This window comes from Burkholderia catarinensis (genome assembly GCF_001883705.2).
GTDB lineage: Bacteria > Pseudomonadota > Gammaproteobacteria > Burkholderiales > Burkholderiaceae > Burkholderia > Burkholderia catarinensis.
The window spans coordinates 68,677-81,424 of the sequence record NZ_MDEQ02000010.1 but is presented as its reverse complement, the minus strand read 5'-3'; the positions used below and the strand labels follow the sequence as shown (position 1 = coordinate 81,424).

The following is a 12,748-nucleotide window of genomic DNA, read 5'->3' as shown; positions in this document are numbered from 1 at the left end:
ACTTAGCGGCGGCGGGCGGCCGTTTTGCGCGCCGGGCGTGCGGGCGCTGCTTCCTCGTCTTCGTCGTCTTCGCTGGCCGTGGCGAAGCCGTTCCCCTTGCCGCCGCCGAGCTTCATCCGAACGGGCTTGTCGCCCCAGATTTCCTCGAGGTTGTAGTACTGGCGCAGGGCCGGCTGCAGGATGTGCACGACCGCGTCGCCGCAGTCGACGAGCACCCATTCGCCGGTGTCTTCGCCCTCGGAGCTGACGATGTCGCCGCCGGCTTCCTTGACCTTGTCGCGCACGTTCGACGCGAGGGCCTTGGTCTGGCGGTTGGAGGTGCCCGATGCGACGACCACGCGGTCGAACAGTTCGGTCAGGTGGCTGGTGTTGAACACCTTGATGTCTTGCGCCTTGACGTCTTCGAGGGCGTCGACGATCACGCGCTGCAGTTTGCGAATATCCATGGAATCAGGTGTGGTAGAGGCGATGTTGAAGAATATAGGCCCATACGGCGGCCGGCACATGTTCGGCCGACGCATCGGGCATTTGCGCATGGCGCGCGATGCATTCGCGCAGGTGCGCGCGGATGTCGGTCGCGGCGATGTCGAATGCGAGGGTCGTATCGACCAGCAGGTGGCCGGCCGGCGTGGCCTTCAGCACGTCGGCGCCGGCCTGCCGCGCGGCGATTTCCCGCGCGACGTCCGGCGGCGCCGCGTCGAGCTCGACGCCCGGGCGCGTCGACGCGCAGATGTGCGCGTAGTCGAACAGCTTGCGCCAGTCGCGCCACGTGTCGAGACGCACGAGCTGGTCGGCGCCGATCAGCAGCGACAACGACGCGTCCGGGCCGATCCGCTCGCGCCAGCGCGCCAGCGTCTCGACCGTGTAGGTCGGGCCGGTGTGCTCGATCTCGTCGGTGGCGACGGTCACGGTCACGCCCGGCACGGACAGCGAGCCGGCGGCCGCGCGCGTCATCGCGAGCCGATGCTCGGCGGCCGACACGTCGCGTTTCTGGTACGGTTGCCCGGCGGGCAGCAGTACGAGTTCGGTCAGGCCGAGCAGCTCGGCGAACCGGCGCGCGAGCGCGAGATGGCCGTCGTGGATCGGGTCGAAAGTGCCGCCCAGCAAGCCGATACGACGCGGCAGCGGGGCGGGGCGGGCGGTGGTGTCCAGAAACGCGTCCTTTCCTTGGGGCAGCGGGGCGAGCGGGCTCAGACCCAGTCGCGCGGCACGATGAAGTCGCTGTACAGGCGCGCTTCAGGCGTTCCCGGCTCGGGTTGCCAGTTATAACGCCAGTTCGCGACCGGCGGCATCGACATCAGGATCGACTCGGTCCGGCCGCCGCTTTGCAGGCCGAACAGCGTGCCACGGTCGAATACGAGGTTGAATTCGACGTAGCGGCCGCGGCGGTACGCCTGGAAGTCGCGTTCGCGCTCGCCGTACGGCAAATCGGCGCGGCGCTCGACGATCGGCAGGTAGGCCTGCAGGAACGCGTCGCCGACGCTTTGCATCATGTCAAACGAGCGTTCGAAACCGGGCTCGGAGAAATCGTCGAAGAAGATCCCGCCGATGCCGCGCATCTCGTTGCGGTGCTTCAGGAAGAAATACTCGTCGCACCACGCCTTGAAGCGCGGGTAGAGCTCGGCGCCGAACGGGTCGAGCGCATCCTTGCAGGTCTGATGGAAATGCCGTGCGTCGTCCTCGAAACCGTAAACCGGTGTCAGATCCATGCCGCCGCCGAACCAGAACACGGGCTCCTCGCCCGGTTTCGTCGCGATCAGCATCCGCACGTTCATGTGCACGGTCGGGCAGTACGGATTGCGCGGGTGCAGCACGAGCGACACGCCGAGCGCCTCGAAGCCGCGGCCCGCGAGCTGCGGGCGCGCCGCGCTTGCCGACGGCGGCAGCGCGTCGCCCGCGACGTCGGAAAAGCCGATTCCCGCGCGTTCGAACACGCGGCCGCCTTCGAGAATCCGCGTGCAGCCGCCGCCGCGCAGGCGTTCGGCCGGCCCGCGCTGCCACGTATCGGTCGCGAGCGGCGTGCCGTCGAGCGCGCCGAGCGCGTCGGCGATGCGTGCCTGGAGGCCCTGGAGGTACGTGCGAACGCGCGCCACGTCGTAGGTTGAATCGGTCATGTCTGGACTGGGTGCCCCCGCCCGAAGCGGGGGCCGTAAAAAAAGCATCTGCCGGGCATTCTATCGAACCCCGGCAGAGGAACCGCTGCCGCGCGACGGCGGGGCGGCGGTTGCAACGTCACGCGCTCTTGCGGTTGAGCGCGCGAAAGCCGATGTCGCGGCGGTACTGCATGCCTTCGAAATTGATCTGGTTGATCGTGTCGTACGCATGCTGCTGCGCCTCGCGCACCGAATCGGCGAGGCCGACCACGCACAGCACGCGGCCGCCGGACGTCACGAGCTTGTCGGCATCCGCGAGCGTCGTGCCCGCATGGAACGTGACCGCCTGCTCGGTCTCGGCCGGGATCCCGTTGATGCGGTCGCCCTTGCGCGGCGCGTCCGGATAGCCGTGCGCGGCCAGCACGACGCCAAGCGCGGTGCGGCGGTCCCAGTCGAGCTCGACCGTGTCGAGCGTGCCTGCGATCGCCTGCTCGACGACCTTCGAGAAATCGCTCTTCAGGCGCGCCATGATCGGCTGCGTTTCCGGGTCGCCCATCCGGCAGTTGAACTCGAGCGTGCGCGGATTGCCTTCCTTGTCGATCATCAGGCCCGCGTACAGGAAGCCCGTGAAGCGGATGCCGTCCTTCTCCATCCCGCGCACGGTCGGCATGATGATTTCGCGCATCACGCGTGCGTGCATCTGCGGCGTGACGATCGGCGCGGGCGAATACGCGCCCATGCCGCCGGTGTTCGGGCCGCGGTCTTCGTCGAGCAGGCGCTTGTGGTCCTGGCTGGAAGCCAGCGCGAGCGCGTGCTTGCCGTCGACCATCACGATGAAGCTCGCTTCCTCGCCGTCGAGGAATTCCTCGATCACGACGCGCGCGCCGGCATCGCCGAGCTTGTTGCCCGACAGCATCATGTCGACGGCCGCATGCGCTTCCTCGAGCGTCATCGCGACGACGACGCCCTTGCCGGCCGCGAGGCCGTCGGCCTTCACGACGATCGGCGCGCCCTTCGCGTCGATGTACGCGTGTGCGGCGGCGGCATCGGAGAAGGTGTCGTAGTCGGCGGTCGGGATGCCGTGGCGCTTCATGAACGCCTTCGCGAAATCCTTCGAGCTTTCGAGCTGCGCGGCTTCGCGGGTCGGGCCGAATACCTTCAGGCCGCGCGCGCGGAACAGGTTGACGATGCCGGCCGCGAGCGGTGCTTCCGGCCCGACGAGCGTGAACGCGACGCCTTCGCGTTCCGCGAAATCGGCGAGTTCGTCGAGCGACGTGATGTCGACGTTCTTCAGGCGCTCGTCCTGCGCCGTGCCGCCATTGCCGGGCGCGACGTAGACCATCTGGACCCGCGGCGACTGCGCGAGCTTCCAAGCCAGCGCATGTTCGCGGCCGCCGGAACCGACGACGAGTAGTTTCATGGGATTCCCCGCAGACTAGAAAACAGGGCGGCCGGCGCACTCAGGCGCGCCGGCCGCGGAATCGGTCGGGCCGCCGCCGCGACAGGAGCACGGCGGCCGGCATTTCATTCCTCGACGATGACGGCGTTCGTATACACGTCCTGCACGTCGTCGAGGTTCTCGAGCGCGTCCAGGAGCTTCTGCATCTTCGCCGCGTCGTCGCCGGTGAATTCGACTTCGTTCTGCGGCTTCATCGTCACTTCGGCGAGTTCGGCCTTGAAGCCGGCGGCTTCGAGCGCGTCCTTCACCGCCGAGAATGCCTGCCAGTCGCACAGCACTTCGATCGAGCCGTCGTCGTTCGTGTTCACGTCGTTCGCGCCGGCTTCGAGCGCGGCTTCCATCAGCGCGTCTTCCGACGTGCCGGGCGCGAACAGGAACTGGCCGACGTGATCGAACATGAACGCGACCGAGCCGTCGGTGCCCATGTTGCCGCCGAACTTCGAGAACGCGTGGCGGACTTCCGCGACCGTGCGGGTGCGGTTGTCGGTCAGCGTGTCGACGATGATCGCCGCGCCGCTGATGCCGTAGCCTTCGTAACGGATTTCCTCGTAGTTCGCGCCGTCCGCGCCGCCGACGCCGCGATCGATCGCGCGCTTGACGTTGTCCTTCGGCATGTTCGCGTCGGCCGCCTTGTCGACCGCGAGACGCAGGCGCGGGTTCGAGTTGACGTCGCCGCCGCCGAGGCGCGCCGCGACCTGGATTTCCTTGATCAGGCGGGTCCAGATCTTGCCGCGCTTCGCGTCGGCCGCTGCCTTCTTATGCTTGATGTTGGCCCATTTCGAATGACCAGCCATACCTTTCTCCGTGCCCGGGCGCGCTGCGCGGGCGATTGTGCCAATGTGTCGTTGAATCGGCGGCCGTTTCGGCGGGCATGAAGCCGCGGGGCCGCGCGTGTCGAGTGGATCGGGATTTTATCACGCGGCGACCGTCGGTTCGGGGCCGCCGCGCATGGCCGAACGGCCGGGCAGGCCGCCGCGGACCGGGCCGCGCGCCGCGCGGCCGCGCAGGCGCGTCAGTTCTTGGTGCCGAACAGGCGGTCGCCCGCGTCGCCGAGGCCCGGCACGATGTACGCGTGCTCGTTCAGGTGCGAGTCGAGCGACGCGACGAACAGCCTCACGTCCGGGTGCGCGTCCTGGAACACCTGCACGCCCTCGGGCGCGGCGACCAGCGCGACGAACGTGATGTTCGCGGCCGGCACGTTGCGGCGCTTGAGCACGTCGACCGCGTGCACGGCCGAGTAGCCGGTCGCGACCATCGGGTCGCACAGGATGAAGATGCGATCCTCGAGATCCGGAAGGCGCACCAGGTATTCGACCGGGCGGTGGTCCTCGGCGCGGTACACGCCGATATGGCCGACGCGCGCGGACGGGACCAGGTCGAGCAGGCCGTCCGACATCCCGATGCCCGCGCGCAGCACCGGCACGATCGCCAGTTTCTTGCCCGCGATCACCGGCGCGTCGACCTCGACCAGCGGGGTTTCGACCCGCTTGGTCGTGATCGGCAGGTTGCGGGTGATCTCATAGCCCATCAGCAGCGTGATTTCGCGCAGCAGTTCGCGGAACGTGCGCGTCGACGTGTCCTTGTCGCGCATGTGCGTGAGCTTGTGCTGGATCAGCGGGTGATCGGTGATGAAGAGATTCGGGAAACGGCTGTCCTGTTTCATGGCGGAGGCGCCTTGGCGGCAAAAGGGGATCGGGGCGGCGGCGGGCACAAGCCGTCCGCCGCTTATGGCCGCAATTTTACCAAGGCGCGCCGCATGATCCGGATATTATCGACGTCTCACGACAATCCGCGCGCCGCGTACGCCCGTTCGCCCGCCCACCGGCGCGACGGGGCCGTGCCGGCGCGCGTCGCTACCAAGGAGTCGACGATGGATCTCGGCATCGCAGGAAAGACCGCGCTCGTGTGCGCGGCAAGCAAGGGCCTCGGGCGCGGCTGCGCGCAAGCGCTGGCCGCCGAGGGCGTGAACCTCGTGATCGTCGCGCGCACGCGCGACACGCTGGAGGAAACCGCGGAAGAGATCCGCGCCGGGGCGAACGTGTCGGTCACGGCGGTCGCCTGCGACATCACGACGCCGGACGGTCGCGCGGCCGCGCTCGCCGCGTGCCCGCAGCCGGACATTCTCGTGACGAATGCCGGCGGCCCGCCGCCCGGCGACTTCCGCGACTTCTCGCACGACGACTGGATCCGCGCGCTCGAGTCGAACATGCTGACGCCGATCGAGCTGATCCGCGCGACCGTCGACGGGATGATCGCGCGCGGCTTCGGCCGGATCGTCAACATCACGAGCTCGGCCGTGAAGGCGCCGATCGACGTACTCGCGCTGTCGAACGGCGCACGCTCGGGGCTGACGGGCTTCGTTGCCGGGCTGTCGCGCAAGGTCGCGGGCCAGGGCGTGACGATCAACAACCTGCTGCCGGGGCTGTTCGACACCGACCGGATCGCGACGACGCTCGCCGCGTCGGCGAAGGCGCAGGGCGTGACGGTCGACGAGATGCGCGCGCGGCGCACCAGGGACATCCCGGCCGGCCGGCTCGGCACGCGCGAAGAATTCGGCGCGGCGTGCGCGTTCCTGTGCAGCGTGCATGCCGGCTACATCACCGGGCAGAACTGGTTGCTCGACGGCGGTGCGTATCCGGGCACGTTCTGACGCGCACGCCGCGTTTCACGACAACAACCGAAAACGAAGGAGACTGGAGATGAGCCAACCCCGCATCGCATTGATTGCGCACGACGCGAAGAAAGACGAGATCGTCGCGCTCGCGGGCCAATACCGCGCGACGCTCGCGCAATGCCGGCTGGTCGCCACCGGCACGACGGGCGGCCGTATCGCGGCCGCGCACGGGCTCGAGGTCGAGCGCAAGCTGTCGGGGCCGCTCGGCGGCGATTTGCAGATCGGCGCGGAACTGGCCGACGGCCGCGTCGACGTCGTCGTGTTCCTGCGCGACCCGATGACCGCGCAGCCGCACGACCCCGACATCACCGCGCTCGTGCGCGCGTGCGACGTGCATGACGTGCCGGTCGCGACCAACGTCGCGACCGCGCGGATGCTGCTCGACGATCTGGCGCGAAACATGCAGGACGTTTGCTAGGCGATTGCGCGGCCCGATTGCCCCTGTTCGCGGCAGGGCCATGCACGGTTGGCGGCGACGCGCGAGAATCGTGCGTCGCGACGCGCACCGGCCGCCCGGTTCCTGCATGAATCGGCCGGCTCGCGCATCGGCGACCCGGATTTTCACCTGACCGATCAGAAACGAGGAGCGAAACGATGCCGAAAGCAATCCGATACGACCAGCCGGGCGGCCCGGACGTGATGAAGTGGGTCGATGTCGAGGTCGGCGAACCGAAAGCCGGAGAGGTGCGCGTGAAGCAGCACGCGGTCGGGCTCAACTACATCGACGTGTATTTCCGCACGGGCCTTTATCCGCAGCCGCTGCCCGGCGGTCTCGGGATGGAGGCGGCGGGCGAGGTGACGGCCGTCGGCGAAGGCGTGACCGCGCTGAAGGCAGGCGATCGCGTCGCGTATGTCGGGCAGCCGCCCGGCGCCTATGCGCAGGAGCGCGTGATGCCCGCCGAGCGTCTCGTGAAGCTGCCGGACGGCATCAGCTACGACGACGCGGCGTCGGCGATGCTGCAGGGCCTGACCGCGCACTACCTGCTGCGCCGCACGTACCCGGTGAAGGCCGGCGACACGATCCTGATCCATGCGGCCGCCGGCGGCGTCGGCCTGCTCGTGTGCCAGTGGGCAAAGGCGCTCGGCGCGACCGTGATCGGGACGGTCGGCTCCGACGAGAAAGCCGTGCTCGCGAAGGCGCACGGCTGCGACCACCCGATCGTCTACACGCGCGAGAACTTCACGCAGCGCGTGAAGGAAATCACGAACGGCGCGGGCGTGCCGGTCGTCTACGATTCGATCGGCAAGGATACCTACATCGGCTCGCTCGACAGCCTCGCGCCGCTCGGCTATTTCGTCAGCTTCGGCAATGCGTCGGGCCCGCTGCCGCTGATCGACTCGAAGGAGTTCTCGTCGCGCGGCTCGCTGTTCTTCACGCGGCCGACGCTGTTCTCGTACATCGCGAAGCGCGCCGATCTCGAAGCCGCGGCCGCCGAGCTGTTCGCCGTGCTCGTGTCGGGCAAGGTGAAGACGAGCATCAACCAGCGCTATCCGCTCGCGGAAGTCGGCCGCGCGCATGAAGATCTCGAAGCGCGCAAGACCACCGGCTCGACGATCCTCGTTCCCTGACCCGTCCCTTCGTGCCGGCGCTATGCCGGCCCGCGCCCTTGCGGGCGGCGGCGCAACGCCGCCCGTCCCGCCCCCGGTTTGCTCCCGCCCCTGCGTTTACACGTTTTTTATATCCGCCCCGATACCTTTGACCCGTCCTTTACGTGCGTTCCCATAAGGTTCTAGTCGTCTGATTTCGACGACGGAGAACACAAAAATGGATGGGGTTTTCATCGGCGCTCTGGTGCTCTTCACCGCGCTGCTCCTCGGTTTGGTTGCCGGTTGCGACAAGCTCGTGCAATACGGTCGCGGGGGACGAGCATGACCTGGATGCTTTGGTTGGCGGGCGCATCGACGGCCCTGCTGTTCGCGTATCTCGTCTTTGCGCTGCTGCGCGCGGAGGACATCGAATGAACGCGAACAACCTGTTGCAATCGCTGCTGTTCATCGTCGTGCTGCTGGCCGTGGCCGTTCCGGTCGCGCGCTACCTGTCGGCGGTGATGGACGGCAGCTCGCGCGTCGTGCGCGTGTTCGGGCCGCTCGAGCGCGCGCTGTACCGCGTCGCCGGCGTCGACGTCGGCAGCGAGATGAACTGGAAGCAGTACGCGATCGCGACGATCGCGTTCAACGCGCTCGGCGCGCTGTTCCTGTATGGCCTGCTGCGCCTGCAGGGCTTCCTGCCCGGCAACCCGCAGCAATTCGGCGCGATGACGGTCGACGGCGCATTCAACACGGCCGTCAGCTTCGTCACCAACACGAACTGGCAGGACTACACGCCCGAGCAGACCGTCAGCTACCTGACGCAGATGCTCGGCCTGACCGTGCAGAACTTCCTGTCGGCGGCAACCGGCATCGTCGTCGTGATCGCGCTGATCCGCGGCTTCGCACGTCATACCGCGCAGACGATCGGCAACTTCTGGGTCGACCTCACGCGCGTGACGATGTACGTGCTCGTGCCGATGTCCGCGATCATCGCCGCGCTGCTGATGAGCCAGGGCGTGATCCAGAACATGAAGGCGTACGAGGACGTGCCGGTGCTGCAAGCGAGCACCTATGCCGCGCCGAAGCTCGACGCGCAGGGCAACCCGGTGAAGGACGACAAGGGCAACCCGGTCACGGTGCCGACCCCGCTCACGAAGCAGACGCTCGCGATGGGCCCGGTCGCGTCGCAGGAAGCGATCAAGATGCTCGGCACCAACGGCGGCGGCTTCTTCAACGCGAACTCCGCGCACCCGTACGAGAACCCGACGCCGTTCGCGAACTTCATCCAGATCTTCGCGATCCTGATCATCCCGGCCGCACTGTGTCTCGTGTTCGGCCGCGTGATCGGCGACCGCCGGCAGGGCATCGCGGTGCTCGCGGCGATGACGGTTGCGTTCGCGGTCGCGGTCGGCGTCGAGGTGAGCGCCGAGCAGGGCGGCAACCCGACGCTCGCCGCGCTGCACGTCGACCAGTCGACGGGCGCGCTGCAGCCGGGCGGCAACATGGAAGGCAAGGAAACGCGCTTCGGCATCGCGCAGACCGGCATCTTCACGGTTGCGACGACGGCCGCGTCGTGCGGCGCGGTCGACACCATGCACGATTCGCTGACGCCGCTCGGCGGCCTCGTGCCGATGCTGCTGATGCAGCTCGGCGAGGTGGTCTACGGCGGGGTCGGCTCGGGCCTCTACGGGATGCTCGTGTTCGCGCTGCTCGCGGTGTTCGTCGCCGGCCTGATGATCGGCCGCACGCCGGAGTACGTCGGCAAGAAGATCGAGTCGTACGAGATGAAGATGGTGTCGATCGTCGTGCTGCTCACGCCGCTGCTGGTGCTGGTCGGCACGTCGATCGCCGTGCTCGCCGATGCGGGCAAGGCCGGCATCGCGAACCCGGGCCCGCACGGCTTCTCGGAAATCCTGTACGCGTTCAGCTCGGCCGCGAACAACAACGGCAGCGCGTTCGCGGGCCTGACGGTCGGCACGCCGTTCTACAACTGGATGACCGCGATCGCGATGTGGTTCGGCCGCTTCGGCACGATCGTGCCGGTGCTGGCGATCGCCGGCTCGCTTGCCGCGAAGAAACGCATCGCCGTGACGAGCGGCACGCTGCCGACGCACGGTCCGCTGTTCGTCGTGCTGCTGCTCGGCACCGTGCTGCTGGTGGGTGCGCTGACCTACGTGCCGGCGCTTGCGCTCGGCCCCGGCGTCGAGCACCTGATGATGTGGCTGGGCGCGTAATGCGCGCCCGCATGGCGACACATTGAAAAGACTGAAGAGATTGAAGAGATCGCAATGACTCAACATTCCGCAACACGGTCCATGTTCGATCCGGCGCTGCTGCGCCCGGCGATCGTGGACTCGTTCAAGAAACTCACGCCGCGCACGCAGTTCCGCAACCCGGTGATGTTCTGCGTGTACGTCGGCAGCATCCTGACCACGATCCTGTGGATCGCGGCGCTCGCCGGCCAGGCCGAGGCGCCCGCGGGCTTCATCCTCGCGATCGCGCTGTGGCTGTGGTTCACGGTGCTGTTCGCGAACTTCGCCGAAGCGCTCGCCGAAGGGCGTTCGAAGGCGCAGGCCGCGTCGCTGCGCAGCGCGAAGAAAGACGTGATGGCGAAGAAGCTCAACGAGCCGCATCCGAAGTCGCCGATCCGCATCACGACCGCGACCGAGCTGCGCAAGGGTGACGTCGTGCTGGTCGAGACCGGCGACGTGATCCCGGCCGACGGCGAAGTCGTTGACGGCGTCGCGTCGGTCGATGAATCGGCAATCACTGGCGAATCCGCACCGGTGATCCGTGAATCGGGCGGCGACTTCTCGTCGGTGACGGGCGGCACGCGCGTGCTGTCCGACTGGATCGTCGTCAGGGTCACCGCGAACCCGGGCGAAGCGTTCCTCGACCGGATGATCGCGATGGTCGAAGGCGCGAAGCGCAAGAAGACGCCGAACGAGATCGCGCTGACGATCCTGCTGGTCGCGCTGACCATCGTGATGCTGCTCGCGACCGCGACGCTGCTGCCGTTCTCGATGTTCTCGGTGGAAGCGATGAAGGCCGGCCACGTGGTGACGATCACCGCGCTTGTCGCGCTGCTCGTGTGCCTGATCCCGACGACGATCGGCGGCCTGCTGTCCGCGATCGGCGTGGCGGGGATGAGCCGGATGATGCAGGCGAACGTGATCGCGACGTCGGGCCGCGCGGTGGAAGCGGCCGGCGACGTCGACGTGCTGCTGCTCGACAAGACCGGCACGATCACGCTCGGCAACCGCCAGGCGTCGACGTTCGTGCCCGCGCCGGGCGTGACCGAGGAAGCGCTGGCCGATGCCGCGCAACTGTCGTCGCTCGCCGACGAAACGCCGGAAGGGCGCAGCATCGTCGTGCTCGCGAAGGAGCGCTTCAACATTCGCCAGCGCGACATGGCACAGCTGCACGCGACGTTCCTCGGCTTTTCCGCGCAGACGCGGATGAGCGGCGTCGATCTCCCCGGCCGCGAGATCCGCAAGGGCGCGGCCGACGCGATCCGTCGCTATGTCGAGACGCACGGCAGCCGCTTCCCGGAGGAAGTGCGTCGCGCGGTCGACGAGGTTGCACGCCGCGGCAGCACGCCGCTCGTCGTGGCCGACCTGCGTGAAGGTGCGGCGCGCGTGCTCGGCGTGATCGAGCTGAAGGACATCGTGAAGGGCGGCATCAAGGAGCGCTTCGCGGAACTGCGCAAGATGGGCATCAAGACCGTGATGGTGACGGGCGACAACCGGCTGACGGCCGCGGCGATCGCGGCGGAAGCGGGGGTCGACGATTTCCTCGCGGAAGCGACGCCGGAAACCAAGCTCGCGACGATCCGCGAGCACCAGGCGGCGGGGCGGCTCGTCGCGATGACGGGCGACGGCACGAACGACGCGCCGGCGCTCGCGCAGGCCGACGTGGCGGTGGCGATGAACACGGGTACGCAGGCCGCGAAGGAAGCCGGCAACATGGTCGACCTCGACTCGAACCCGACGAAGCTGATCGAGATCGTCGAGATCGGCAAGCAGATGCTGATGACGCGCGGCTCGCTGACGACGTTCTCGATCGCGAACGACATCGCGAAGTACTTCGCGATCATCCCGGCCGCGTTCGTGACGACCTACCCGCAGTTGCGCGTGCTCGACATCATGCATCTGACGTCGCCGGCCTCCGCGATCCTGTCGGCGGTGATCTTCAATGCGCTGATCATCGTCGCGCTGATCCCGCTTGCGCTGAAGGGCGTCACGTACCGGCCGCTCGGCGCCGCATCGCTGTTGCGCCGCAACCTGCTGGTCTACGGCCTCGGCGGCGTGCTGCTGCCGTTCCCGTTCATCAAGCTGATCGACATGACGCTCGCGGCACTCGGCTGGGCCTGAGCCGGCCGCCTTTGAAGGAAACATCATGAAAACGTTGATTCGTCCGCTCGTCGTGCTCTTTGTCGTGCTTACCGTGGTGACGGGGCTCGCTTACCCGGCCGTGATGACCGTGTTCGGCCAGGCCGTGTTCCCGTCGCAGGCGAACGGCAGCCTGATCGAGCAGGGCGGCAAGGCGGTCGGCTCCGCGCTGATCGGCCAGCAGTTCGATGCGCCGAAGTACTTCTGGGGCCGGCTGTCGGCCACGGCGCCGATGCCGTACAACGCGACCGGCTCCGGCGGCTCGAACCTCGGCCCGCTGAACCCGTCGCTCGCCGACCAGGTGAAGGGGCGCATCGCCGCGCTGCGCGACGCGGGCACCGACATGTCGAAGCCCGTGCCGGTCGATCTCGTGACGGCGTCGGCGAGCGGCCTCGATCCGGAGATCACGCCGGCCGCCGCCGCGTACCAGGTCGAGCGCGTCGCGAAGGTGCGCAACCTGGCGCCCGACGCGGTCGCGCAACTCGTCGCCGCGAACACGAAGGGCCGCCAGTTCGGCGTGCTCGGCGAGCCGCGCGTGAACGTGCTGAAGCTGAACCTCGCGCTCGACGCGGCGCAGGCCGCGCATTAATCCATCGCGCGC

Annotated in this window: 13 protein-coding genes; 7 read left to right on the top strand and 6 right to left on the bottom strand. The window is 68.0% G+C overall.

Features of this window, described 5'->3' with window-relative positions; all coding sequences use genetic code 11:
* Nucleotides 1-2: 2 nt before the first annotated feature.
* From rsfS to upp, 6 genes are all read right to left on the bottom strand, one after another.
* Entirely contained in the window at nucleotides 3-446 is a 444-nt protein-coding gene (gene rsfS, locus BFF94_RS17750; RefSeq protein ID WP_128844639.1) for a ribosome silencing factor, read from the bottom strand.
* A gap of 4 nt (nucleotides 447-450) precedes the next feature.
* Complete coding sequence (locus BFF94_RS17745) at nucleotides 451-1,176, bottom strand: nicotinate-nucleotide adenylyltransferase (RefSeq protein ID WP_246637363.1); 726 nt, start codon at nucleotides 1,174-1,176, stop codon at nucleotides 451-453.
* A 14-nt stretch (nucleotides 1,177-1,190) separates the two neighbouring features.
* Nucleotides 1,191-2,114: an oxygen-dependent coproporphyrinogen oxidase gene (gene hemF / locus BFF94_RS17740; protein WP_219139598.1), complete on the bottom strand. Its 924-nt coding sequence runs from the start codon at nucleotides 2,112-2,114 to the stop codon at nucleotides 1,191-1,193.
* 118 nt (nucleotides 2,115-2,232) lie between these two features.
* Nucleotides 2,233-3,513, bottom strand: coding sequence for a phosphoribosylamine--glycine ligase (gene purD, locus BFF94_RS17735; RefSeq protein WP_128844631.1), 1,281 nt, complete (start codon nucleotides 3,511-3,513; stop codon nucleotides 2,233-2,235).
* A gap of 104 nt (nucleotides 3,514-3,617) precedes the next feature.
* The gene (locus BFF94_RS17730; protein WP_006478227.1) at nucleotides 3,618-4,346 is read right to left on the bottom strand and encodes a YebC/PmpR family DNA-binding transcriptional regulator; all 729 of its coding nucleotides are present in this window, start codon (nucleotides 4,344-4,346) and stop codon (nucleotides 3,618-3,620) included.
* Nucleotides 4,347-4,564: 218 nt separating this feature from the next.
* On the bottom strand, nucleotides 4,565-5,215 hold the full coding sequence (gene upp, locus BFF94_RS17725; RefSeq protein WP_128845529.1) for a uracil phosphoribosyltransferase: 651 nt from the start codon (nucleotides 5,213-5,215) through the stop codon (nucleotides 4,565-4,567).
* Between the two features lie 207 nt (nucleotides 5,216-5,422).
* On the opposite strand from upp, the gene BFF94_RS17720 reads away from it, so the two are divergent.
* The 7 genes from BFF94_RS17720 (at nucleotide 5,423) to kdpC (ending at nucleotide 12,736) form a co-directional block, all read left to right on the top strand.
* On the top strand, nucleotides 5,423-6,202 hold the full coding sequence (locus tag BFF94_RS17720; RefSeq protein ID WP_128845527.1) for an SDR family oxidoreductase: 780 nt from the start codon (nucleotides 5,423-5,425) through the stop codon (nucleotides 6,200-6,202).
* Nucleotides 6,203-6,251: 49 nt separating this feature from the next.
* Entirely contained in the window at nucleotides 6,252-6,644 is a 393-nt protein-coding gene (locus tag BFF94_RS17715) for a methylglyoxal synthase (RefSeq protein WP_128845525.1), read from the top strand.
* A 176-nt stretch (nucleotides 6,645-6,820) separates the two neighbouring features.
* Nucleotides 6,821-7,795 carry a quinone oxidoreductase family protein gene (locus BFF94_RS17710; protein ID WP_128845523.1) on the top strand — a complete coding sequence of 325 codons (975 nt, stop codon included), beginning with the start codon at nucleotides 6,821-6,823 and terminating at the stop codon, nucleotides 7,793-7,795.
* Nucleotides 7,796-8,095: 300 nt separating this feature from the next.
* Nucleotides 8,096-8,188, top strand: a complete 93-nt coding sequence (gene kdpF, locus BFF94_RS17705; protein ID WP_006752209.1) for a K(+)-transporting ATPase subunit F — start codon at nucleotides 8,096-8,098, stop codon at nucleotides 8,186-8,188.
* Nucleotides 8,185-9,990, top strand: coding sequence for a potassium-transporting ATPase subunit KdpA (kdpA, locus tag BFF94_RS17700; protein ID WP_219139597.1), 1,806 nt, complete (start codon nucleotides 8,185-8,187; stop codon nucleotides 9,988-9,990). Before kdpF ends, kdpA begins: the two co-directional genes overlap by 4 nt.
* A 54-nt stretch (nucleotides 9,991-10,044) precedes the next feature.
* Nucleotides 10,045-12,129 (top strand): potassium-transporting ATPase subunit KdpB, encoded by a 2,085-nt coding sequence (kdpB, locus tag BFF94_RS17695; protein ID WP_219139596.1) that lies wholly within the window; start codon nucleotides 10,045-10,047, stop codon nucleotides 12,127-12,129.
* 25 nt (nucleotides 12,130-12,154) lie between these two features.
* Entirely contained in the window at nucleotides 12,155-12,736 is a 582-nt protein-coding gene (gene kdpC, locus BFF94_RS17690; protein ID WP_128843887.1) for a potassium-transporting ATPase subunit KdpC, read from the top strand.
* The last annotated feature ends 12 nt before the right edge of the window (nucleotides 12,737-12,748 follow it).